We start from the raw sequence: 23,917 nt of genomic DNA, 5'->3' as shown, positions 1-23,917 counted from the left end.
GGCGATACGTTCCTGCTGCGGTCACTCACCTCTCAAGGCGTACCGCCTGGCCAGAGGGTGGACCATTGAGAAAGCCGTGGAGTCCTTCCATGAGATGTGCGCGCGCGAAGGGCTGGGCCCGCGCGGGCTGACCGACCGGTCGTGGATCGAGTGGGAGCAGGCACACCCGCCCAGCGCTGACTACCAGGACCTCCTGTGCCGCCTGTTCCTCACCGGGCCGGTGCGGCTCGGGTTCGCGCGCTCTTACTGCCCACCTGGCGAGCCCGATTCGCCACGGATCGACCAGCGAGCCCTAGTCACGGATGTGGCGCGCGAGTCCTTGGCGCACGCCGCCACCACCCAGCTCACGGACGTGAGCGCGGTGACCCTGGAGCACGCCCACCACGAGATCCGCCGCCTGGCGGCCGAGTACGTCTACGCCGACCCACTGCCGCTGTTTCACCGGATGCTCCAGCTACGTGGACAGATCTTCGCGCTCCTGGACGGTCGGACACGTCCTGGGGAGGCCGCTCAGCTCATGCTCTTCGCCGGCCAGCTCTGCGGTCTGCTCGCCAACGCGAGCCTTGACCTGGGTAACCCGGCGGCGGCGAAGACTCAGGCGAAAGCGGCATGGACCTATGCCTCCATCATCGACCACCATGCGTTGCGAGCGTGGGTGCGGGGCCTGCAGGCGATGATCGCTTATTGGGTCGGCTCTACCAGGGAGGCGCTGGATCTTGTGCGGGACGGTCAGCGGTACGCGCCTGGTGCCACCGCGTCCGCCCGCCTCGCCAGCATCGAAGCGCTCGTTTCGGCGGCGGCCGGGGCGGAGCCGGAGGCGCTGCGGGCGCTCAGCCGTGCCTGGGACCAGAAAGATGTCCGGGACGAGATCCATGACGACGTTGGCGGCGAGTTCGGCTTTGGCCGGGCCAAGCATTCCTATCTCGCCGCCAGCGCCTACATCCACCTGGGTGATCCTGCCCGTGCGATCGTGCTTGCGGAGCAGGCCATCAGGCTCTACCAATCGGGACCGCCGCACCTGCGCGCCTACGGAAACGAGGCGATCGCGTACTCGGACCTGGCCGTGGGGCATCTGCTCAACGGCGATCTGGACGCCGCCGCGATCGTGTTGACGACCATCTTGGAACTGCCCGAACACCACCGTATCGACGGCCTCGCTCAGCGGCTCGACGGCGTGCGCCGCCAGGTGAACGGCCAGTTGCGGTTCCGTGGTTGCACGCAAGCGCGTGCTCTTGTGGAGCGCATCGAGCAGTTCCACGTACCCTCACTCCCTCGCGAGCTGCCACGATGAAGGTTGTGTTAGCCGGGGAATCCACTTTGCACCGCCTCTGTCAGGCAGCCGGGCTTGACGGCCGAGACGCCCGGTTGATCCGGGTGTGCGCGAACGTCGTCTTCCACCTTCCGCACGCTGGTGCGGTGGCCCGTGTCTCCTCCGCGGAGACCCAGGCCCGAGCTCGGCGGACGGTCCGAGTGGCGCGCTGGCTCGACAGCATCGGGTTCCCCGCCGTACGACTCCATCCCGACGTTCCGGAGGCGATCGTCGCAGAGGGGCAGGTCGCCACCTTCTGGGAGTACTATCCTCAGCCGCCGCAATCGCCTGAAGCCATACGACTCGTGCCTCTCCTGCGACTCCTACACAGTGAGGCGCCGCCCTTCCCCCTGCCGGCCTGGGATCCGGTAGCCGACGCCCGCAACAGCCTGCAGGCGGCCAGCGCAGTGTTGCGCGGAGAGGACCGTCGCTTCCTGCTGGACTGGTGTGACCGGCTGGAGCAGGAACTGCCGTCGAACCAGTACGCCTTGCCGTACGGGCTCATCCACGGGGACGCCTGGGTCGGCAACCTTCTCTGGCGCGGTGAGGAGGTCGTCCTGTCCGACCTCGATCAGGTGTGCCACGGACCGCGCGAGTGGGATCTGGTCCCCACCGCGGTGAACACGCTGCGCTTCGGCCACCCGTCCACCGAGGAATTCCTGGCGGCCTATGGCTTCGACGTGACCGCCGCAGAGGCGTTCCTGGTGCTTCGCCAGGCTCGCGAATTGGTAATGCTGACCGGCGTCCTGCCCGCGCTGGCGAGCCGGCCATCCATCGCGCGGGAGTTCGGGCGCAGGATCGCCAACCTACGCGGGTTCGGTGACGATCGGTGGAGCCCTTACGAATAGCTGCGGGCTTACCTTGCGTGACGTAGCGTTGAAGTCGATCCCGTTTGGAGCCCCGACATGGCCAAGCCTGGACACGACGCCGAGTGCGCACAGCGCATCCGCATGCTCCGCCTGGCCCGTGCAGCGAATCCTCCGCCGATCACACTGCTTCACGCGATTGCGGCCGAGATCAGCCAGTGCTGTGGTCACCATTCGCTGAAGTGCTTCCGGCTGGCCAGCGGGTGGAGCAGCGCGGAAAAGGCCGTCCAAGCGATGCGCCGAATGTGCGACGAGCAAGGGCTCGGCTCCCGAGGACTGACCAAGCGATCGTGGCTCGACTGGGAGAGCGGGCATCGCCCTGGTGCGGACTACCTGGATCTGCTGTGCCGACTCTTCCGGACCGGCCCAGTGGAGCTGGGGTTCGCCACCGACTACACGCCAGGCCTGCGGACCACAGCCCCCGCGTTGGAACGAGAGCTGATCATGAGTGCTGCCAGCGAGTCGAGTGACCACGCCGCCGAAACCGAAGCCGCCGCCATCGGCCCGAACGCCCTGGAACAGCTCAGCGAAGACGTCACCCGGCTGGCTCGGGCCTACGTTCACGCGCCGCCGCTACCTCTCTTCGGAGAACTCACCCGGGTCCGGAACCGCGTGTACCGCCTGATCGACCGCACACGCCGCCCCGCACAGCAACGCGATCTGTACCTGGTGGCCGGCCAGGTATGCGGCCTATTGGGAAGCGCGAGCTTCGACCTGGGCTATGCGTACGCGGCGTCGGAGCAGGCCCGGGCAGCACGTGTATACGGCGAGGTCATCGGCCACAACGAACTCACCGCATGGGCGGACGGGTTGCTGGCCTGCGTGGAATTCTGGGCAGGCCGCCCCGCCCAGGCGCTGCAACTGGTCGAGCGCGGCCTCACGATCGCCCCCGAAGGCACGACCCGTGTCCGACTACTCAGCATCGCCGCACGGGCCTCCGCTCTGCTGGGAGACGTCGATGGCACCCGCCAGGCAATCCTTGATGCTCAGGATGCCCGGGGACCCCAAACTGAACTGCACGACGGCGTGGGCGGGGAGTTCGGCTTCGATGGGGCGCGACAGTCCTTCTGCGCCGGTTCCTCCTACTTGAGCGTGGGACTGGGTATGGAAGCAGCGGCAGAGTGCGAACGAGCACTAGCTCTATATCGTAGTGCCCCCGCCGAGCACCGCTGGTACGCCGCCGAGGCGAGCACGTCAGTCGATCTCGCTGCTGCCCGACTACTCGCCGGAGACATCGACGGAGTGACCGAGGCTCTGACGCCAGTGTTCCCCCTCTCACCGGACAGGCGTGTGGAAGGCATCCTGAAGCGGGTAAAAGCGATCCGCAATTCGCTCGCCACCATCTCGGCCCAGGATACGACCGCACTGATGGACATGATCGAAGGCTTCACCATCGAAACCGCCGCGTACGGTCTGCCCATATCTCTTTGAGAGCAAGGGCTGCTGCTGCCTGAAACGCCCTGGCCGCCGTCGACCGCCACCTCAACCGGTGGAAGCTGTCCGCCAACACCGTCAAGGCCTACAAGCGGCAGGCCACCGCCTACATCACTTGGCTGACCGGCCGCGCCGCCGAGCACGACGACGCCTACGCCGACGTGGTCGGCGCCGAGGCCGCTGTCGCCGCCTGGCGGCGCCACCTGATGACCGCCAAGGCCGCCCCGCCTCCATCAACCAGGCGCTGGCCGCCACGCTCATGTGCGCCCAGATCGGGCGGCACATCGACGTCAAACGCGCCCGGGTGCCCAAGCCCGGTGAGCCCGACACCCTCACCCGCACCGAGCAGGGCCGGGTGGAACGCGCCGCCGCCCGCCGCGGTGTGCGGGACCGCGCCATCGTGACCGTCCTGCTGTACATCGGCGCCCGTGTCGAGGAGTGCGCACCGCTCGAGGCCGAAGACGTCACTCTTGCCGCCCGCACCGGATACATCCGCCTGCACGGCAAAGGCGGCGAAGTCCGTACCATCCCACTGCCATCGCTCGCCGCGAGCAACTCGCTGCCTGGCTCGATGAGCGCGGCACCCACACCGGCCCGCTTGTGGACCGGACAGCGCGGCCGGCTGCCCTGTACCTCCGTTCTGGAGCCGCCGAGAACGTCGCCGTCGTCGAGCAGGTCTTGACCGCTGACCCCGCTCGGAGCCGGCCAACCCATCCGATGACGTCACCGCCAGCCGCGTCGAAGATCTCCGCCCCTCCCATGGTTCGCCGTGACGATGAGCTAGACGCGCAGAAAACTAAAGTGATATCTATTGATTGCCGCTCAAATCCTAAGCGGCGGGCGACTGGACGGAGCTGGCGTGACTGCACCAGATGGGCCATCTGCATGGGCGCAGGAGCGGTTTGGTGACGCCGCCGGCATCCTTCGGCGAGAGATCCCCGCAGCCTTATGGGGCGCGCACAGGCGGGCACTCGAGGGTCATCTCGGGCTCGGGCTCAAGACGAACGAGGCATACGGGTTGATCTGGCTGGCTCAGCACGAGGAACTGGTCGCTCGTCTGCGAGGGCTCGATGGGGCACGGGTCTTCAAGCCGAAAGGTGCCCGCTACGAGCTGGCGATGATCGGCAACGTCGTGCTCTACCCCTGGCGGTACTCCGATGGAACCCGAGTCCCGCTGGAGTACGCGCGGATGGAGTTGTCCGACGTGCGGCGCGCCCTGCTCGCCCTCGCCGAGCCCCCGGACGAGGAGCAGCTCACACTGGACTCGTTCTTTGCCGCCGACGATGAACTCGAAGCCGACGAAGAGCAGTCCAGGGAAGACTTTCGCCGGCTCGCGGAGGTCGTACGGGTGGTCTTTGTCGCCTATGCGAGCAACCCACGTTCAGGCATCCTGAGCGCTGAGTGGGGCGACGCTGCACAGGCTGATGAGGACGGCCATCTCAAGTGGACGCACCACGAACCTCTCCCCATGGCGGCCCCCGGCGAGGCCGGGGGAGACGCGGGCAGTGGGCAGCCATCTCCACTTCGTCCTGTCGCGCCGACCGGTGGAAGCAGTTCGTCCGCTCGCCGGTTCGACGATGCCCCTATGCCCGAGCCAGTCCTGATGCCCAAGTCCCCGCTGACCGGCGTGGACAGCGAACAGCAGGAAACGACCATAGAGACTGGAACCGATGAGGAGCACTGAACAGCTCCGACTTCTGCTCGCTAGCGAGGGTCCAAGCCCGACATCGACGGACGTTGTGGCGGCGTTCGACCCGGTACGCCTAACGCAGGCGCGACACCTGGCGGGTCTCACGAAGTCGGCACTGGCCCAGCAGATTGGGATCAGCGCCGCTGCTGTAGGGCAGTGGGAAGCGAGCACCACGCCCCCCCGTCCAGACCATTTGCAACGCGCTGCGGAAGTGCTGGACGTCCCGATCGACTTCTTTGCCCTCGGACGACCGTATGCTCAGGTGGATGCTTCAGCTGCACACTTCCGAAGTCTGCGATCCACTCGCGTGGCTCAGCGCGCGAAGGCTATAGCGTTCGTTGAGCAGACGTGGGAACTGGCCTACGCCTTGGAGAAACGAGTCCAGTTCCCTCCGGTAGACCTCCCCGGGTTCAGTGGAGGCGAGATTCAACACGACGGCTTTCCGAGCGATCCCATCGAAGCTGCCCGAGCGCTTCGCTCTCACTGGGGCCTTGGCGAAGATCCCATTCCGCACCTGGTACGGGCCCTGGAGAATCACGGCCTGATCGTCACCCTCGTACCCTTCGCTGGCGCCGACACCCCGCGTATCGATGCCTTCTCCACCTCGAGACTCCCCAGGCCCCTGGTGGTACTCACTCCTGACAGGGCTGACGACGTCTACCGGCACCGATTCACAGCCGCCCACGAACTCGGCCACCTGCTGATGCACGGCGACACTGCACCCGGTGACCATCAGCAGGAGCGAGAAGCCGATCTGTTCGCCGCCGAGCTTTTGACCCCCCGCCATATCATCCGCCCGCTCTTGCCGACGAAACTCGACTTCATCGCGCTCAGTGAAGTCAGCAGGACCTGGGGGGTATCGGTCATGTCGCTGATCTACCGCTCCAGAGAACTGGGTCTGCTGTCCGACGCCACCGCACGCCGCGCCTACCAGCGCATCAATCAGATGGAAAAGCTCGGTCTCATAGTTCCCGAACCAGTCGCCAACTATCCGGGCGAGACCCCCTGCCTGCTCTCCAAAGCCTTTGCGCTGGCTGAGACCCACGGGCTCAGCTATAGCCTGCTAGCTCGCGAACTCAGATGGCGGATCCCTCGATTGAGGCTGCTACTCGGTGAGGCCGACACCCGGCCCACCCTGCGGCTCGTCTAAGAACGCACGATCTGGTGTTCGAACGAGGCGTCCCGGTCCCTGCGCACCCAATCTCCAGTGGCCCGATGCAGCAACAGGTAAGCCAACAGCACTTGGTAGTGAGCAGGAGCCGGAAGTTGCGATTCAAACGACAGACCGTGATGCAGATCGCTGACATGATCTGCGGGAACTTCCCTCAGAAGTCGACGTTTTCCTCTACCGCAGCAGCTCGTTCCTCACCGAGTTCTTCAGCGATGTAGACATTGACTACACGCACGACGGGTCGACTCGCCAGATCTGGGTCGCGGATAGGCTGGAGGAGATCCTCCAGGAACCTCACGCTGGCCCCGCGAAGGTTCCGCCGAGTTGTTGTCTCGGATCGCTCACCAGCAGATGGTGATCGGCTATGCGCAGTGTCGATGACGTCGTCGGGCACGGCATAGCCTCTGAAGCCCCTGCCTAGGCCGGGATGATCAACGCCGCCCGCGAGTTGTCGACGCTGCCGGTGAGCAGTGTGAAGTCGTAGTCCTCGTCGCCGTCGGGCGTCATCGCGTAGCCGGAGTACGCGCCGGTGAGGACGGGCGGGGTGGTCGCTGTGGTGTGGCGCGTCATGTATGTCCAGGCGTTGTCGACCAAGCGGACGCAAGCGATGCCGTGGGCTCCAGCGAATTCGAGGGCACCGCTCTGGAAGCCGGTGGCGGCCACCACGACGCCCTTCTGGGCGCCCGTGGACTGGAGCTTGGTGTGCAGCACCTGGACGTCGGAGCGTTTGACGGGGTCTTTGTGGCGCTTGCACTCGAACAGGATGAGGAAGTCCATGCCCGCCAACTGGAAGCGCGCCGTGACATCCATGACGTAGGTCCCGTCCAGGCCTTCGATCGGATCGAGGTGTTTGACCTCCCAGCCGATAAGGTCGAGGTTCATCGACTTGGCGATCGCGGCGACCGCTTCCTCGTATGCCTTCGGCGTGATGTCGAACGATGGCCAATGATCTTCCTCGTCCGCTGCGGCAGTCGCGGTCGGGGAATCGTCGCTCATGGTGAGGTGCTCGCTTTCGGTGAGGAGTTAGTCGGTGGAGGCGGGCAGCAGGTCGACGAAGTCGGTGCTGTCGTCGCCGTCACGGGCAGTCCGCGCGGCCTCCCGCAGCACGCGGAGCTTGCTGCGATTGCCGTTGAGGCACGGCAGCAGGACGTCGTCGTCGGCATCGAGGATCGCGGCAGGGTCGGTGAGCGACTCGGACGCGAGCCGTAGGTAGTCCGTCCGGTCGAGCGCGGCACCGGCACGCTGAGCCAGCGGTACCAATTCGGCCGGGATGCCGAATTCGAGCTGGACGGGCAGGAGGCGAGCGAGGTCGTCGAGGCAGGCCTCGGGATGCAGGCAACGGGCGATGTCGATGACGGTGCCGACGACGCTTTGCGTGCGGTCGGCAGACGCCCGGGTCACGCCGGCGGCGTCCTTCCTCGGCATGTGCACCATGAGCTGCCGCTCAATGTGGCCGATCGGGACGCCGCCCATCCACATCATGCAGGCCACAGCCCGTTTGGCCCGTTCGGCGGCCGTCTTGCGCTCCTGGCCGGGCATAGCTGCGAGCACGGGTCCGGCGATACCGTGGCGCTGCAACTCGCCGAGATAGGTCGTCTGCTCCTTCTGCCATCCCTTTGTATTGACCGGAGGCCGAGCAGTAGTTACCTCGTCGGTCAGCTGGGCCGCAGCGATGATGGTGACGCGATTCAGTGCGCTCGGGTGCACAGCACGCAGGGTACGGGCGACCCGCGCGGCGGACACGACACGCAGACCGCTCTGGGACACGTAGGTCCCAAGTTCGGTCAGCTCGATCCCGGACGGACCGGTTGACAGCAGTCCGGCCTCGACAAGTTCGTCAAGAACAGCGGAGACGGTTGCCGTGGGGAACGGATCCGGTGCGCCCGCAAGCCGCTGCTGGTGCGCGGCGAAGCTGTTGGACAAGAACGCGATGACGTCGGCTTCGCTCAGGCCCGCCACGCCTTCGCGTCGCGAGGCGACCGCTACGACGCGCAACAACAACGTCGCGACATCCTGCTCGGGGTCCAGCAGCTGAGACCGCAGATCCTCCGGCTTGCCCAGCACATAGTCGCGCCATCGGCGGTCGCCGTCGATGCCGCCGCCAACGATCAATACGGCGCGGCCCCCATCGGTCAGCCCCAGCCGGCCGGCCCGCCCGGCGATGTTCTTGTACTCGGCAACCGAATACGGAGCTGTCTGGGTCGGCCCGGTCGGGTGATCCAGCTCTACGATGATCACGGTCTCGGCGGGAAGATTGACGCCCTGGGCCAGCGTCGTGGTGGACACCAGCACCCGGATGCCGCTGTCCGGGGCACGGAACTGGTCCTCGATGGCGATCTTCTCATCCCGAGCCAAGTCGGAGATGTGGAAGGCGACCCCACCGGTCAGGCACTGGCGCAGGTCAGCCAACACGGCACTGGGGTCGCCGCCCGCCAGGCCCTCCAGCGCCGCCTTCGCTTCCGGCAGGCTCAGACTCTGCGCAAGATAGCGAGCGCAGCCGCGGGCCGCCCCCCGAGTGCTCCGAAAGACGATGACCTGCTGACCCGCGCCCACCAGTTTGCGCACCAGCGGGATGATCAATTCCTGGTTGCGCTGCGTCCACCCGGTCGGCGCGATGAGCTGCTCGGATGCCTCCTCGCCATCGGCATCGACGTACCGGTAGATCCCATCGGGACCGAGTACCCCTTCGAGCAGCGGCACCGGCCGCTCGGTCCGGGCGATGACGTTCGCGTCGAGCCAGCTCTCGAGACCACCGAGGTCGCCGAGCACCGCGGACAGCGCGACGACCTGCGGTGCGACACCTTCAGGACGGCGCGCCTTGAGCACAGTGAGGAGGAACTCAAGATAGGCGCCACGGCCAGAGTCGACGATCGTCTGAACCTCGTCGATGACGATGACGGAGAGCAGCTTGAGCAGGTGCGGGTTACCCAGGGCCAGACCAGTGAACTTCTCGTAGGTCAGCACAGCCAGGTCGAACTGCCCCTGCAGCAGCGCTGGCACATCGTCGGCGGTTTCCCCCGTGGCCCGGATGGTCTGCAACCCGATCGGCTCGTACGTGCGCGAGAACCTCGCGTACTGCTCGTTGACCAACGCGCGGGTCGGCAGCAGGAACACCGATCGCCCGCCCACCTGGGCAGTGCGGATAGCGGCGAGCTCCCCGATCATGGTCTTGCCGGAGGACGTAGGAGCCGCCACCAGGACGTTCGCTCCGGCGAGCACCCGCCCCTGGTTGATCGTGTCGACCTGAAGATCATTGAGCTTCTCGATGCGCGCCGCCCAGATGTCCAGAACTACCTGCGGGATGCCGTGACTGCGCAGGCTCGCGAGGTCACGGGTGACCGGAGCGAGCACGGGCGAAGGGAACTGCGCCGAATAGAGCGGGCCGCTATCGGTAAACGCCGGCCACAGCAACTCCCCGTCCATCTGACCGCGCAGGCTCGGATCCTGCTCGGCGGCCACCGTGCCGGATGCCTTCGCCTTGACCTCACGGGTCACGAACGCCAGCAGGTCGTAGAGGCGAACCTGCCCGCCGTCCCCGGCCGCCGCGCCCAGCAAGGCCCGCAAAAGGTGATAGGTAAGCAGCCCGTGCCCCAAGTGAGGGTCCTCCCACGCCTCCTGCTCGCCGGTCGCCGCGGCCAGGATTAGCCGCCCGGTCCCCGCCATCCGCTCCAACCGTGCGTCCGTGGACTCCGGCAAGCCGTGCAGGCCACCGCGGGGCACCAGCGGGGCGTTCAGAACCTTCGCGCCCGCACCTCCGGCGAAGCAGCAATCCAAGACCACGACCAGTTGCCGGGCCGGAATCGCGCTCACCAACTCCGTGAACTGGTCAAGCGGCAACGACGTCGAGGGCAGGTCGTTCGGGTCGGCGTCGTAGGTGACCAACTCGTGAGTCGTGCTGCCATGCCCGGAGAACGAGATGACCACGACATCCTCGGACGTGCTGCGGGTCTGGAGCTCCACGAGAGCAGCCACGACAGCGTCGCGGGTGGCGTCCCGGTCCACCAGCAACGCGGTGTCGGTGTCGCCAAGATTGTCGGAGAAAAGGGCGTGCAGCGCCTTCGCGTCACGTGACGCCGATGCGAGCCGCCGCACCGACTTGGAGCGGTACCGGTTGATACCTACGAAAAGACCATGGAACTGCCGCGCCGAAGCCGCGGCCGGGCTACCCGGCATTCACGCCTCACGATGTGAAAGTAATTCGTACCGTTTCCGGCGAAAGCTGTGCTCGGCCGCGCTCCCGACGTGCCGACCTACCACCAGTCAGGCGGCACTCGGATCGAGCGACAGTGGCCAACGATATCAGTGAACGAAATCAATGAGGCATTATCATGCTGATGGTGCAGGGCAGGATGGCTGCGAGAAGGTGAAACTCCCGTAAGACAGCAGTTACCAAGATCCGATGCCCCAACCAGGAGTCTCGTTGCTGTCCTACCCTGTCGTGATCCCGCTGTCGAACCGCACCCTGGTCCGCCTGGCGACCTCATCCGCGCGCACCGGACCGAACGCCGAAGCTGATGACGGCGTGCCCCCGGAAGGTGCGAGAAGACGGCCGGATCGTTAATGTGCACGTGCAGGTCGCCACTGCGGTAACACAATGGCAACCGGGAGATCCTCGGGCTGGAGGCGTCCTCGGCCGAGGACGGCGCCAGCTGGCTGACCTTCCTACACGGCACACGATCTGACCGCTGCCCGAACTCCTCTCCTTATCGACGCCTTGGCAAACGGGATCGTGATGACGTTCGCGGACAAGGGCGGCTGGCACCATTCGGACCCCGTTCAAACGCCACCGGCATCGGCCGCGGCTGTCACGCGCTCAGAAGGACGTCAACCGAGCGCACGCGAGCATCCGCGCTCTAGGCGAACGCGCCATCGCGACCTTGAAGGCGTGGAAGGTTTTAACCAGCTCCGCTGCTGCCCTCGCCTGGCCACCACGATCGTGCAGGCCATCCCGTCCTGCACGCCCTAGAAGCTGACCCCTACTCATGATGAAAAAGGCTCCATGATCTGGCAGACCTGCATTTACTAGAAGCTTCTTCTATGCACAGCCAAACCATCCACCCGCAACTAGTCCGTGACCTGCCGGCTCAGGGTGAAAAGGACTCAATGTCGCTGACTGTTATGTTGCCATTCCTTTATGAGTTCCTTCTCTCTATCTGGGGAAATCCCATGATGCGACTGCCGTTCATGCGCAACGGTATTTCCGCTCTTGGATAGCCATTGATAGGTGTCCTGTACGGTCTCCCTGGTTGGTCTCGAAGTGAGTCCCGCCGCCAATGTTCTGGTCGTATCTACCGACCACGTGCCGAGCGCGGTCCGCCAGAGGGGGAGCTCCGTCCACTGCCGTACGTTGTGTGATACCAGGAAGTCGGCGTCGATCCACACGAGTTCGGCATCGGAGCTTGTTACGGTCAGGCATGCTGCAAGCATCTGACCAAAGGTGGTGTGCCCTTCGGGGGCCGTGACGTTGAAGGTGCCTTTGGTCTCGGTTTCCAGGCAGGCGAGCGTAAAGGCGGCCAGGTCGCGGACGTCGATGGGTTGGATTGACTTTGCTGGGTCGCCGGGGGCGAGGACCTTGCCGCCTCGTTTGATGCGTTTGAGCCACCAGGTCAGTCGGCCGACGTTCTCCTGTGGGCCTAGGATCACGCCAGGGCGCAGGATCGTGACGTGGCCGTTGAATGCCTCCAGTACCGCGCGCTCGCAGCCGGCCTTGTACGTGCCGTACTGCGCGGCGGTCCAGTGCGCCTCGTCCGCGGCCGTGCCCGGCATATCGGGTGAGCAATCGTAGATGGCGCTGTCCTCGCTGACCGGTTCTGCCGGCCAGCTTGGATAAACCGAGACCGTGGAAAGGAAGACATAGGCGTTCGCCTTGCCGGACAGGAGGCGAGCTGAGTTTCCCACCACTTTGGGTACGTAGCCGCTGGTGTCGATGACCCAGTCCCATTCGCGGCCAGCCGTTACAGTGTGAAGTTCGGTCTCATTTTCCCTGTCGGCTCGCAAAACTTCTGCCCCGGGCACGTCGTGACCGGTAAGGCCACGGTTGATTGTCGTTACCTGATGGCCGACTGCGAGGGCTTGTTCCACTAGGGTCCTGCCTACGAACCGCGTGCCGCCGAGCACTAGGACTCTCATAGCACGATGATGCATCACATGGGATGGTGTGGTCGATGCCTTTGATGATCACACCTGCCACCACCCTTCCTGTTGGCTCCCCTGCTGTCCTCGCGACTACCCCTCCCGTTTAATCAGGCCCTCATGGCGGAGCGGACCCGCAGGCAGGAGGGAAAAGGCGGGACCGGAGCGTACCCCGACTCGCTAGTGGAGTAACCGCTCACTAAGAAGGGTCGGGATTTATGGAGTCCGTTTGTGTGTGACTCTAAGCAATATATATGCTCGCCGCTGTTGTTTTGTCGCTCACGTCCAATGGCTAGCATTCTCGCCAATAATTGACGATTCTTCATTTCTGGATATGTGCTGTTGCCTCGTGTGGGTACCCTGATCCTCTTTGTGTGCCGCCTCTGACCTGGTAAAACTCTCCGTGAATACGTGCAAGCCTATTGATTGGATCTCTGTTTCGCGGTTCAATTGAATTGACCAGGAAAACGGGGACACGCAAATCGGTAGCGTGTCGCGAGCGATCGGAGAAAGCTCATGACGGGCTGGATCTTCGGAAAATACGTTCCTTCGAACGTCCCCGGCGCGAACCTCACCCCTGAGGACATGGCACGCGTCACGGCGGATGACTGGGAGGACATCCGCAAACTGGCACGCGGTTACTGCCGCACGGTCGATTCCACCCGTTCCCGCAAGCGGATGGACGGGAGCGCCACCATTGTCAAAGAGGGGCACGCCCCCTACGGCACCGATGACGTCTCAGACGACGTCACTCAAGATGCCGTCCTCCTCTTCGCGCAGCGTCTGCGCGATGTCCTCGCCTCCTGTGCTTCGGCCCCCGAGAGCGGTTCCACCCGCGACGACCAAGCGTGGGTCTACGTTCGTCGGGACGGCACGGAGATGACCATCACGCGCGTGACTCTCCAGAGATGGGCGGTGCGCGACGCTGCGGCGCGCAACGGCTACCGGCTCGACGTCCCGCCCGATGAGATCGACGTCATTCCGGGGGCGCAGCTCATGCGTGGACTGCCGCATGTGGAGAACGCCACACGCGCAGCTCTCGCGTTCTGCGCTTCACAGCACAGCGCCGAAATCTTCCGCACCGCGTTCGCGGACGGTCAGGACTTCCCGGTTCTGCGGGACGCTCTCACCATCGCCACCCAGGCTGAGGACCTCGGGCGGGCGGGCATCCTGGCCCGTACGGCTCAGGCGCAGCACGGAGGGGCGTACGGCTCCCGACGTGCCGTCATCCGCACACGTGACGCCGCGCGCGCCGAATGGCGAGAGCTCTCAGAGCGTCTAGATGAAGCGAGGGACGCGATGGTCTACGGGGGTACTCTCAGCGCCGAAACCGACTGACGGACCTCCCAGAGAGCGCCTCAGAGCTACTCAGCTCTGAGGCGCTTCGTTATTTGTCGCAGGTCGGCGGGAAAGAATCTTGAAGTGCCAGCCCAAGGTCTACGCTCCCGTATTTATGTGAGAGCGAAATCGCTGTACGGCACGCGCCGCACGGCTAGCTCTGCCGCGCGGTATCGCGCAGCAACGCACGCTCGCACGAGAGCATAGGTGAGTGAGCGACGGGAGATCGGGGTGGAGCGGTCGTCACGCGTGAACGGCTAGCGAGAATCGTGCCGGTCGCGGACGGTTGGGCCGTTCCGGCTCCCGTATTTATGTGAGAGCGAAGTCGCCGCGCGGTCATTGCCGTACGGCTCGCTCGGTCCTGCCGGATTGCACGGTGTGGCAACTCGCGCTCGGCATCTACGCCAACGAGCGAGCCACGGGAAATCGAAGCGGAGCGATCGACGCGCGTGAACGGTGAGGGAAAAACCTTGCCACGCACGGACGGGTTGGGCCGTATCGGCTCCCGTATTTAAGTGAGGGCAAGAAACCGCGCGGTTTACGCCTTAACCGCTGTCCCACGGTTCTTCACGCCGTGAGTGAATCGTCGGCGGAGATTCTCTGTCCCGGTCTCCGTATCCGGAACGACGCGACGGGATGGCTTCATATCCGTGGCCGGAAGGCTCGCCGGCTGGACCCGTGGACGGCAACTGGACACGCCGCCTCGCTGTGGCCTGGGCATGGGGCACAGGCCATGCCGTACACGGGAGTGCTCATGGACATCGGCCAAAAGCTAGTGCACATGATCACGTCGGAGCTGCTGCCCAAAGACTTCTCTACGGGGTCCAAGGGCTTCTACGCGTCGGCGAAGATCACCGCCGGTGGGGTCCGTTACCAGTGCCAGGCTCAGGCGGTGCTGGTCGGCTCCAAGAACGACGCGACCGCCGTGGTGGATGCCACAGCTGAGGAGATGGGTGCCGCGCTCGCGGGCGTACTGGGGGCTCTCAAGCCGCGCACCTTCAAGAGCGGTCGGACGGGGTATCGGGCCGCCGCGAAAGTGGAGGTGCGGGGACAGCTCTTCCAGTCCAGCATTCAGGCGGTCCGGTTGGTCTGATCCACGCGGCGCGCCGGGATCTCGCGTGTCTCCCGGCGCGCCCGCTGGACGGCAGCCGTGTCCACGATCCGCGACTCCTGTCCGGGCCCATTAACCGCGTGCAGCGCCGGATTGGGCGGGGCGTGGAATCCGTGCGGTTTTCCAATAAACCATCTCTGGCCGACGGAAGCCGCTGCGTATTCCTACAGATGTTCAGGAGGACGCCAATGGTAGTTCTCGATCACGTCGTTCTACCCCCAGGTTGGGGGATCTCCTCCAGGCTGCTTGCGTACTGGCCGATCGACGACGCCCACAAACTGGAACTCTGGCCGTCCGGTCGCACGCATGATAACCGGTTGCAGTGGTACTACCGGCTGTCCAGGCGCAGCCGAACCATCTTCGCCGCCTCCGACATCAACTCTGCCGTTGGCGCACGCCTGACCGCCGACGAACTTGTCCGTGCCGCTCGTACGGTACTGGCGTTTCTCACGCTTCAGCCTGGCGGCACCGATGCGGAGTACTTCGACGGCTACACCAAAACCCAGTTGGCCTGGCGCGACGCGTATGCCGAGGAGCTGTCGATCTACGCACTGGAGTACGTCTGTGGCTACTGCGGCGACGTAAATCATCTCTCGCCTGGCTGCCCCGCCCGTTGATCGCCGTGGTCTTCCGAGAGCTGAGCCGGGTGAGGCCGTGAGGTGCTCACTTTCCTGATTCCTACGGCGGGCGTCGCTTCGAGGTGAATCGAGCCACGCGATATTCGACCGTCCTGTTCTGCGCGGTCTCTCTGTCCCCGCCCCCGGCATCGCCGGGGGCTTTCGCGTTCCTGGAGGTGTTTCATGACCGAACCCATTCGCCTGTCCAGCCCCACCGACGTGGTCGCAGTGGTTCCCTACATGCTGGGCTTCCACCCCGCCCTGTCCATGGTCGTGCTCATGTTGCAGCCCAACTCCAAGACGGTGCTGGGCGCGATCCGATTCGACCTGCCCGAGCAGGGCGTCCCATCAATGGCCCAGCAGCTGGCCTGCATGCTCACCCGCAACGACGTCACCCACGTCATGCTTTCCGGTTACGGTCCAGGCTCCCGGGTGACGCCGGTCATGGACATCGTTCGGCAGACCCTTCCCGGCCACGGAATCGAGGTGCTTGAGGCACTGCGGGTGGAGGACGGTCGCTGCTGGTCGTACGTGTGCACTGATCCGGCCTGCTGCCCGCCCGAGGGACTGCCGGTCGACACCACCAGCAGGGTCGCCGCCAACGCGGTCGTGGCCGGGCTGGTCGCCCTCCCGGACCGTGCGACCGTAGAGGCCGCGCTCGCCCCCGTCGGCGGTGCTCGCCGCGCCGCGATGCGCAAGGCGACGCTGGAGGCCCACGACCGGGCGAGGGCGCTGCTCGCGTCCACGACGTCGACCGGCGCCTTCTGGTACGCCGAGGGCCTTTCGCGCGTCAGGGAGGCCCTCAAGCAGGTGGACCAGGATGGGGAGCTTTCCGACGAGCAGGTGGCGTGGCTCGGCATTCTGCTGACGATCATCCCGGTTCGGGACGGGGCGCAGATCTTCCCGGACTACTCGGACGAGACGCAGCTGAGGCTGTGGTCGGAGATCACCCGCCGGGTGGAGCAGGCGTACGTCCCCGCGCCCGCCTGCCTGGTCGCGGTGACGGCGCTGACCACGGGTGACGGTGTCCTCGCGCGCATCGCCGCCGAACGTGCACTCTCGGCGGATCCGGAATACCGGTTCGCTCTGCTGCTTCTCCAGGCGCTGAGCATCGGCCTCCCGCCGAGTATCGTCACCGAATTCCGGACCCCGGAGATGGCGAGGAACATCGCGGCCACCGTGACCGACAATCCCGATGTCGTCCGCCCGATCCTTCGCGACATCGCACCCGAGGGCCGGTGAGGGGCATGGCGGACGCCCGTGTCCACGCCGCCATCGTGATCGGCGTGACCGGCCACTTGATCCAGGTCGAGGCGGATGTGACAGACGGCCTGCCGGCGCTTCTCCTGGCGGGCCTGCCAGAGAGGGGTACCTGGGAGACCCGCGACCGCGTACGGGCGGCGTTCCTCAACAGCGGGCTGGCCTGGCCGGAGTCGCGCGCCACGGTGAACGTGCTTCCGGCCGAACTTCCCAAGGGGGGCACCGCCGCTGACCTCGCGATCGCTGTGGCGCTGCTCGCTGCGGCCGGCGCCATCCCTGACTCTGGCCTCGGCCGCTGGGTCTTCCTCGGGGAACTGGGGTTGGACGGTGCGGTTCGGCCGGTCCAGGGCGTGCTGCCGATGATCCACGCAGCGGTGGCCGCTGGCATTCCCCGCGCCGTGATCCCGGCGGCCAACGCCGGTGAGGCGTCCCAGATCCCCGGTGCCATGGTGGTTCCGGTCCGGGACCTGGCCCAGCTGGCCGGATGGCTCCGTAATGGAGAGCTGGAGGAGCGGGGCCGTTCGTCCCCTCTGGTCGGGCGGTGTTCGCCGGCCAGCCCGGTCGATCTCGCTGATGTGATCGGCAATGCGGCGGCGCGGCGGGCGCTGGAGGTCGCCGCGGCCGGTGGGCATCATCTGTTCCTGCAGGGGCCGTCCGGAAGCCCGGCCACGATGCTCGCCGAGCGATTGCCCACGATTCTGCCGCCGCTGAACGACGAGGCGTCCCGCGAGGTCAGCGAGATCTACTCCGCAGCGGGGGACCTGTACGCCGACCGGTTTGTCCCCGGCCGCCCGCCACTGGTCAGCCCGCACCACACCAGCACCCAGGCGGCCATTTTCGGTGCACGTCGTCCGGGGGCCGTCTCGCTGGCGCACCGCGGGGTGTTGTACCTGGACGACGCCGCCGAGTTCCCCGCCGTGATCCTGCACGGCCTGCGTCGTCCTCTGGAGGCCGGCGAAGTGGTCGTCGCCCGGGGCGATTGGACGATCCGTTACCCGGCCCGGTTCACTCTCGTTCTCGCCTCACCGCCGTGCCCGTGCGGGGCGGTCGCGTGCGTGTGTACCCCCTTGGCCAGGCGCCGCCATCTCGCCCGGCTGGCCGGATTGCTGGACCGGGTCGAAATCCGTACCCGTGTGGTCCGGCTGAACAGGCCGGGGCTGCTCGGTGACTCGCCGGGGGAGTCCAGTGCGGCCGTCGCCGAACGTGTCGCGGCAGCGCGAGAACGCGCCTCCGCCCGCCTGACCGGTACGCCCTGGCGGACCAACGCCGAAGTTCCGCTTCTGGAACTGCGGACCGTCTTCCGGACCGTTGCGGGCGCGCTGGACCCGCTGGACCGCGCGCTGAACACCGGGGCGCTGACCGTCCGGTCCTACGCCCAGGTGCTGCGGGTGGCGTGGACGATCGCCGACCTGGGCGCCACTGACACGCCCGGCCGCGACGAGATTCAGGAGGCACTCGCTCTGTGGAAGGGCGAATCCCCGGGACCCGACGGCCTGCCTGCTCGCTGACGCCTCATGGCGACAGCTGTACTCAACCGATGTGGGGCACCGGGCGGACCGGTGCCCCTTCTTCATGTCTGGAGGACAGACGCATGTCGAAGGAAACTTTGGCCTGGCTGAACGCCAACACCTTGATCGGCTTCACCGACAAGCGGGGGACGGCCTGGCACTATCGGGCCGGTCTGCAAGGTGAGCAGCAGAACCACTACCCGGACCGATACCGGTGGAGGACGTCAAGCGGCGCCTCTTCGGCTGGGAGGCCCTGGCCCAGCCGATCTACGTGGAGAACCCCGTCACCGGCGGCCTCACCGAGATCCCTGAGCGGCAGGCGATCCTGCGCAGCGACAACGGTCACGTCATGGGCATCTTCTCCGATGGCTACCAGCCGCATCCGTACGTCGAGTGGCTCATCGACACCATCGGCCGCCTGCTCGACGATGACCTGTCGATCGGCTCGGCGGGCCTTCTGCGCGGCGGCGCGGTCGCCTGGGTCTCCGTCGAGGTCCCCGAGAACATCCGGACCCCGGAGGGCGTCGAGTTCCGGCCGCACCTGTTCGGCGCGACCTCGTTCGACGGATCGCTGGCGACCACCTTCAAGCGGGCCGTCACCAACGTGGTCTGCGACAACACGATGGCGGCCGGCTTGGCCGAGCTCGGCCAGCAGGTGAAGATCAAGCACTCACGGCACTCGAAGCTCCGGCTCGCCAAGGCCCGTGACGCGCTGAGCATCGTCCACCAGGTGGCCGGCGACTTCGCCGAGCAGGTCCGACGGCTCTGCGAAACCGACGTCAGCGATCAGCAGTGGCGGGCTTTCTTGGACGCGTACGCACCCCTGCCCGAAGACCGAGGCCGCTCCCGGACACTGGCGGAGAACAAGCGCCAGACCCTCAACCAGCTCTGGCGCCACGACAATCGGGTCGCGCCGTGGGCGGGCTCCGGCTGGGGAGTCCTCCAGGCAGCGAACACTTACACCCACCACGGGCAGTCCGTACGCGGCGCCTGTCGCGCCGAGCGCAACCTGCTCCGCGCCGTGACCGGCGGTGTGGACGACCTGGACCGAGAGACGCTCCGCATGCTGGAGAAGGCCCTCAACCGGCCAGTCCTGGCCTCTGCCGCATGAGGTGACGCCGTAGGGCGTTGCTCGGAAGATGCCTTCGGGAGATCGCAATCTGATGAGGCTGCCATTCGAGGTGCCTGGTGCTACGGCCCTGAGCCCACCGAATGGTGGTTCGATATCAGGGCGGTGCGTTTTCGAGGGCGGAGTGACGGCATGAACGACGTGACAGCGGCCTTGCTCTTCGACGCGGTCGCGCGGCTGGAGAAGAGCATCGTCGCCCGCGACTGCCCGGCCGTGGTGGTCCTGGACGGAGAGCGCAGGCTAGTGCTGAGCGACTACGACTACCTGCGCGACGAATCGGCCGCCGTCACGTTCGAGGCGCGGGCCGCCGTCAAGGCACGCGAGATCGGTGCCGTGCGGTGGGCCTTGGCCGTGCCGCAGGTATGGGTCTTCAGGCCACCGGATACGGTCGCCCTGCGTGCCGTGTCGAATCATCCTCTACGCGAAGGGGAGCAGGAGGCGATCACCTGGATGACCTGCGACCGCGACGACGGAGTCGACTACGGTCGCGTCGCGTACGCTCGGCGTCCCAGCGGTGAGCCCGTTTTCGAGGAACCGGAAGTGTTCACCGTGGGCGTCCGCCCGCGCGAGAGCATGCCGGGGTTCACCCTGCTCCAGGCTTATCTGGCAGAAGAGCCAAACGGTTGAACCGATACGACGAGGGTCGGCTCGCGGACGAACCGACCCTCTGACCTACTCCATCGAAATCGACCAAGAAAACGGTAAGAGCGGTCAGCAATCAGCCTACGCGTCTGGCCAGGCGGCGGCTGCTCGTCTTGCTACCCGGCCGCGCAGCCTCTATTCGGTCTGGCGAGTCGTTGATCAACTCGCCTACCCGTGCTTGTCAGCGTGACGGTTGGGGTCATCCTCGTGGTGTTCCTGGGCTGTCTTGTGTTCCTGCCCACCTGGCTTGTCGAGCACGCCCTTGGGGAGCGCACCGCATCGGCTCTCACCGCGGCTGATTGGCTCGGGGCGGTGAACGATGCGCGCTCGACGCTGTTGCTGGGGCTTGGAGGGCTGCTGGCGCTCGGCGGCATCGCGCTGGGTGCGGTGGTGACGCTGCGGCAGGTCCACATCAGCAGAGAAGGGCAATTCATCGACTTGTTTACCAAAGCCATCAAGCAGTTGGCCGGCGACAAGCTGCCGGTGCGGCTTGGCGGGGGCTATGCGATGGAGCAGATCGCCGAGGCCGCGCCGCACTACCTTGGACACGTGCGGCGCTGTTGGCCTCCTTCATCCGGAAGCAGGTGCCATGGGCACCGCCCCGGCCCAGGCGGGCGGATGCCGGTCAGGCTGCCCATCATGGCGAGTTCCGTGACGATGTGGCCGGTGCCATCGCGGTCCTGGCCCGTCGCACCATGGTGCTACCTGGAACGGCATCGAATTGGAGAAGGTGGACCTGCGCGGTGCCGAACTGACCTGATTCGACTCAAACACTCACTTAAGTCCTAAATGTCAGTGCTGACAGGTAGGTTGCCGCCATGCTCCTCCAGGCTCCTACGCCGTCACCCGTGCCCACCGTGACCATCACGCAGACGGTGACCGTCCCGACCTCCGTGCCGACACCCGTCATTACCATCGCGCCCCCTTCGGAGGGGATCGACTGGTGGAAGGACGTCGTTTGGGGCGACTTCGGCGGCGGTGTGCTCGGCGTTCTTGGAGGGCTTCTCGCTGCCTGGCTGGTTATCAGAGCCGAACGTGGATCGCGGAAGGAAGAGATCCGTCGAACCCTGGCACTGGACTACGCTAACGCAGCACGGCGGCTCTCAAAGCAGCTGGGCCTACCTATTCAAGAGGGTTTTGAAGACGCTCTAGAGAGCTTTGAGCTACTTACCGGTCGAATCGTGCGACTCTACTCCAAGCGCTCAGGCTTCCTCCGACCTATCCGCTGGATCATGGCCCGATTCCATAGGCATGTAGGCCACAGCGACTTCGCCATCTGGGTCATGCTCAAGGGCAGTCCTATCGGTACCAGGTTCGAGCCGCTCAGGTGGGCCATCAACGACCTTGAAGGGCAAGTAGCCGAAATGAACCGCTCGGGAAGCCTTGGGCGCGATAAACCCGAAAACGTTGTCGAGAGCATACGGCAAATCCAGGGGAAGATCTCAGAAATCTCGACGGATCTGAGAGTTATTGAGCACACCACACTGGAATGGATGAGGTCGCCTCGGGACTGGGAGCCGGACCTGAGAGCCCGCGAATCCCTCGAGCGGGTGAAGAAGCTGATATCGGGTCCGGGTGTCACTCCGCAGGAGGAGCCCACGCCTCACGACGCCAGCCAGGCCGACGACGCTAGCCACGCGCCTTGATCCGGAGTTTACGCTCCACGCCGCGAGCATCTGCCTGATCGCCGCGATGTTGGATCGGGTGATGACGTGGGGGAGTCCGCAGGGTGGGGCGGTGAACAGCCCGCTGTCCGTCGTCGCCTGGCACATGACCTCGAATTGGGGTGTGAGTTCTGCGTGCCAGCGGTGCTTCTCAATCGTCGTCAGAGCTGCTGCGGCGTCGCCAGCTTTGTCTTGAGTCAGCTGGTTAATGCTGGTCGGGACGGATGGCTCCGACATAACCGGGTCGCTGTATGGGAGCGATCTGGATGACGGTTCCGGTGCGGGGCGCGTGCACCATCTTTGTAGCGGAGATCGCGATTCCGACGTGGTCCGGGCCGGGGATCCGGGGATTAGTCTCATAGAACAGCAGATCACCAGGCTGGATGGGGCCGCGGACGTGAGAGCCGTATGTCCACTGGGCGTAGGTGACACGAGGAATGGAGACGCCGGCCCTGGCCCAGGCGTACTGGGTCAGGCCTGAGCAGTCGAAGCCTTTGGTGCTCGCTCCTCTGCCCGTGCCGAAGCTGGGGCCGGCCGCTCCTCCTCCGCCCCAGGAGTACGGCATGCCGAGCGTCGTCAGGGCGGCGCGGACGGCGGTCATGGCGCGTACGGAAGGACTTGTCACGCCTGGGGCGATGCCGTCCGCCTGGCCGACGGCTGTGGTGGCGCCATCTCGCAGTTCTCGGCAGAGCTGGGCTGCGACGCTGGTGACCATCTCCTCTGCCCGTTTACGTGCCCTCTCCGGATTGACGGCCGGCAGCTCGGCCCTTTCGCGATCCTGCAGAACGCGGGAGACCTCGGCCACCACTGAATCGCGGTCGATGCCGAGAGATCCCGCGACCTTGACGCTGAACCGTACGGCTGAAAGGTCTGCCGGAGTGATCCCGAGTTCCTCGGTGAGGGACTCCTTGGTCGGCGGACCGGGAACGGGTTGCGTATGGCCATTGGAAGGCCAGAGCGCCGCGACTATCTTCACCGCTCGGCCTTCGTGGCGGGCGTAGGCATTCGGGTACGCGGATTTCTGAACCTTCTGCGCCGCCACGGTCAGCGGGCTGCTCTGCCAACCCTTGACCTTCACCAGCGCCGAGAAGAACTTACGGGCGGCGTAGTGTGGGTTGGTCACCTGCGCCTTGGTCCCCCAGCCGTTCACGGGGGTCTGCTGGAAGATGCCGAAAGACGTGCCGCGGCCGCCTACCGCATTGTTCTTCAAATCGGATTCTTGAAGTGCCGTGGCGATGGCGATCACGGCGGCACGCTGAGGCAGGCCTGAGGCTCTGGCCGTTTTCACAATGATGCGGGCGTGGGCAGACTGCTCGCGGTCGAGGGGCGGCACGACGGCAGTGGCTCTGGCCGAACGCGCGGTGCGCCGATGAGAACGGGGCGTCCTCTCCGAGACAGGTTGGCCGATGTACGAGCACACCGCGGTGGTGAGCTGGGCGGGATCGGCGGAGGTCTCGGCGAGCCTTGCCCCGCCAATCGTCCCCGCGAGAAGGGCGATGCCCGAGACGATGCCTCCCCCGGCGATCAGAGCTTTGACGCCCAGCCCGGCCTCGACGATCACTCCTCGTCCTCCGGGGGCAGGATGGCTCGCCGGGCGGCGGGCTCACGCGATCCGAGTCCGGGCCAATACAAAGCGAGTTCGGCAAGGCGGAGGCGCGGGCCGTCGGTGTCCGAGGGCAGCCATTTCTCTCCCGCCGGACCATCGTCCACAGGGCCTACGACGGCCGATGGGTTGCCGGTCGCGATTGGGACGAACAGGTGGCCCGGGTGGTGGATCAGCTTGCGTCGGAGATTGGCCTCACGCCGCTCGCCTTGGACCCAGAACAGGACGGGGGTGACGACCTGCGTGGCCTGGGTGAGGATGGCGTAGCCGTCGAGTTTGCGCACGACCCGGTCCAGTGACTCGCTGCCGGTGTCGTACTCCAGGAAGAAGTCGACGGTGTGCTCGTCCCGGAACCTGTCAAACGTGTTGAGACATCAGGCTACTTGTGTGGTTTGTGGTGAAGCGCCGTCGTCTTGAGACGTGAGTGGTTTGTTGATCCACAC

General features: G+C 65.8%; 18 protein-coding genes and 5 pseudogenes. 18 read left to right on the top strand and 5 right to left on the bottom strand.

Annotated features, from left to right (window positions below):
• The first annotated feature begins 76 nt into the window (after positions 1 to 76).
• From ACGFIV_RS31185 to ACGFIV_RS31155, 7 genes and pseudogenes are all read left to right on the top strand, one after another.
• A complete protein-coding gene (locus tag ACGFIV_RS31185) occupies positions 77 to 1,291 on the top strand; it encodes an XRE family transcriptional regulator (protein ID WP_392838427.1) in 1,215 nt (404 codons plus the stop codon).
• Positions 1,288 to 2,157 (top strand): phosphotransferase enzyme family protein, encoded by an 870-nt coding sequence (locus ACGFIV_RS31180; protein WP_392838426.1) that lies wholly within the window; start codon positions 1,288 to 1,290, stop codon positions 2,155 to 2,157. Before ACGFIV_RS31185 ends, ACGFIV_RS31180 begins: the two co-directional genes overlap by 4 nt.
• A gap of 57 nt (positions 2,158 to 2,214) precedes the next feature.
• A complete protein-coding gene (locus ACGFIV_RS31175; RefSeq protein ID WP_392838425.1) occupies positions 2,215 to 3,606 on the top strand; it encodes an XRE family transcriptional regulator in 1,392 nt (463 codons plus the stop codon).
• A gap of 262 nt (positions 3,607 to 3,868) precedes the next feature.
• Positions 3,869 to 4,291, top strand: coding sequence for a tyrosine-type recombinase/integrase (locus ACGFIV_RS31170; RefSeq protein ID WP_392838424.1), 423 nt, complete (start codon positions 3,869 to 3,871; stop codon positions 4,289 to 4,291).
• 177 nt (positions 4,292 to 4,468) lie between these two features.
• The gene (locus ACGFIV_RS31165) at positions 4,469 to 5,293 is read left to right on the top strand and encodes a hypothetical protein (RefSeq protein WP_392838423.1); all 825 of its coding nucleotides are present in this window, start codon (positions 4,469 to 4,471) and stop codon (positions 5,291 to 5,293) included.
• Positions 5,280 to 5,525: pseudogene (locus ACGFIV_RS31160) on the top strand (helix-turn-helix domain-containing protein); the annotation flags it as partial. The gene ACGFIV_RS31165 and the pseudogene ACGFIV_RS31160, both read left to right, overlap by 14 nt.
• A gap of 81 nt (positions 5,526 to 5,606) precedes the next feature.
• Complete coding sequence (locus tag ACGFIV_RS31155; protein WP_392838468.1) at positions 5,607 to 6,449, top strand: ImmA/IrrE family metallo-endopeptidase; 843 nt, start codon at positions 5,607 to 5,609, stop codon at positions 6,447 to 6,449.
• Between the two features lie 438 nt (positions 6,450 to 6,887).
• Here ACGFIV_RS31155 and ACGFIV_RS31150 read toward each other — a convergent pair whose 3' ends face one another.
• Both ACGFIV_RS31150 and ACGFIV_RS31145 read right to left on the bottom strand, forming a co-directional pair.
• Entirely contained in the window at positions 6,888 to 7,466 is a 579-nt protein-coding gene (locus ACGFIV_RS31150) for a restriction endonuclease (RefSeq protein WP_392838422.1), read from the bottom strand.
• A gap of 27 nt (positions 7,467 to 7,493) precedes the next feature.
• Positions 7,494 to 10,643: a DEAD/DEAH box helicase gene (locus ACGFIV_RS31145; protein WP_392838421.1), complete on the bottom strand. Its 3,150-nt coding sequence runs from the start codon at positions 10,641 to 10,643 to the stop codon at positions 7,494 to 7,496.
• A 359-nt stretch (positions 10,644 to 11,002) separates the two neighbouring features.
• Here ACGFIV_RS31145 and ACGFIV_RS31140 point away from each other — a divergent pair.
• Positions 11,003 to 11,135, top strand: a pseudogene (locus ACGFIV_RS31140) (transposase); the annotation flags it as partial.
• Between the two features lies 1 nt (position 11,136).
• Positions 11,137 to 11,456, top strand: a pseudogene (locus tag ACGFIV_RS31135) (transposase family protein); the annotation flags it as partial.
• 114 nt (positions 11,457 to 11,570) lie between these two features.
• Here the strand turns inward: ACGFIV_RS31135 and ACGFIV_RS31130 are convergent.
• Positions 11,571 to 12,599, bottom strand: coding sequence for an NAD-dependent epimerase/dehydratase family protein (locus ACGFIV_RS31130; RefSeq protein ID WP_392838420.1), 1,029 nt, complete (start codon positions 12,597 to 12,599; stop codon positions 11,571 to 11,573).
• Between the two features lie 519 nt (positions 12,600 to 13,118).
• Between ACGFIV_RS31130 and ACGFIV_RS31125 the strand changes: the two genes are divergently transcribed.
• From ACGFIV_RS31125 to ACGFIV_RS31085, 9 genes and pseudogenes are all read left to right on the top strand, one after another.
• Entirely contained in the window at positions 13,119 to 13,940 is an 822-nt protein-coding gene (locus tag ACGFIV_RS31125; RefSeq protein ID WP_392838419.1) for a hypothetical protein, read from the top strand.
• Positions 13,941 to 14,694: 754 nt separating this feature from the next.
• Positions 14,695 to 15,033 (top strand): hypothetical protein, encoded by a 339-nt coding sequence (locus ACGFIV_RS31120; RefSeq protein ID WP_392838418.1) that lies wholly within the window; start codon positions 14,695 to 14,697, stop codon positions 15,031 to 15,033.
• A 206-nt stretch (positions 15,034 to 15,239) separates the two neighbouring features.
• A complete protein-coding gene (locus ACGFIV_RS31115) occupies positions 15,240 to 15,668 on the top strand; it encodes a hypothetical protein (protein ID WP_392838417.1) in 429 nt (142 codons plus the stop codon).
• A gap of 183 nt (positions 15,669 to 15,851) precedes the next feature.
• Positions 15,852 to 16,910 carry a DUF4192 domain-containing protein gene (locus ACGFIV_RS31110; protein ID WP_392838416.1) on the top strand — a complete coding sequence of 353 codons (1,059 nt, stop codon included), beginning with the start codon at positions 15,852 to 15,854 and terminating at the stop codon, positions 16,908 to 16,910.
• Positions 16,911 to 16,915: 5 nt separating this feature from the next.
• Entirely contained in the window at positions 16,916 to 18,436 is a 1,521-nt protein-coding gene (locus tag ACGFIV_RS31105; protein ID WP_392838415.1) for a YifB family Mg chelatase-like AAA ATPase, read from the top strand.
• Between the two features lie 202 nt (positions 18,437 to 18,638).
• Positions 18,639 to 19,547, top strand: a pseudogene (locus tag ACGFIV_RS31100) (DUF932 domain-containing protein); the annotation flags it as partial.
• A 150-nt stretch (positions 19,548 to 19,697) separates the two neighbouring features.
• Positions 19,698 to 20,192: a hypothetical protein gene (locus tag ACGFIV_RS31095; protein WP_392838414.1), complete on the top strand. Its 495-nt coding sequence runs from the start codon at positions 19,698 to 19,700 to the stop codon at positions 20,190 to 20,192.
• Positions 20,193 to 20,393: 201 nt separating this feature from the next.
• Positions 20,394 to 20,996, top strand: coding sequence for a hypothetical protein (locus ACGFIV_RS31090; protein ID WP_392838413.1), 603 nt, complete (start codon positions 20,394 to 20,396; stop codon positions 20,994 to 20,996).
• A gap of 59 nt (positions 20,997 to 21,055) precedes the next feature.
• Positions 21,056 to 21,853, top strand: coding sequence for a hypothetical protein (locus ACGFIV_RS31085; protein ID WP_392838412.1), 798 nt, complete (start codon positions 21,056 to 21,058; stop codon positions 21,851 to 21,853).
• A 223-nt stretch (positions 21,854 to 22,076) separates the two neighbouring features.
• On the opposite strand, the gene ACGFIV_RS31080 is transcribed toward ACGFIV_RS31085, so the two are convergent.
• Together ACGFIV_RS31080 and ACGFIV_RS31075 are read right to left on the bottom strand one after the other, a co-directional pair.
• A complete protein-coding gene (locus tag ACGFIV_RS31080; protein ID WP_392838411.1) occupies positions 22,077 to 23,432 on the bottom strand; it encodes a C40 family peptidase in 1,356 nt (451 codons plus the stop codon).
• Positions 23,429 to 23,803 (bottom strand): annotated as a pseudogene (locus tag ACGFIV_RS31075) (replication-relaxation family protein); the annotation flags it as partial. The pseudogene ACGFIV_RS31075 and the gene ACGFIV_RS31080, both read right to left, overlap by 4 nt.
• Between the last annotated feature and the right edge of the window lie 114 nt (positions 23,804 to 23,917).

Source organism: Sphaerisporangium sp. NPDC049003 (assembly GCF_043197795.1).
In the GTDB taxonomy this organism is placed as follows: Bacteria; Actinomycetota; Actinomycetes; order Streptosporangiales; family Streptosporangiaceae; genus Sphaerisporangium.
The sequence above is the reverse complement of the archived record's forward strand: the minus strand, read 5'-3'. Positions and strand labels throughout refer to the sequence as shown.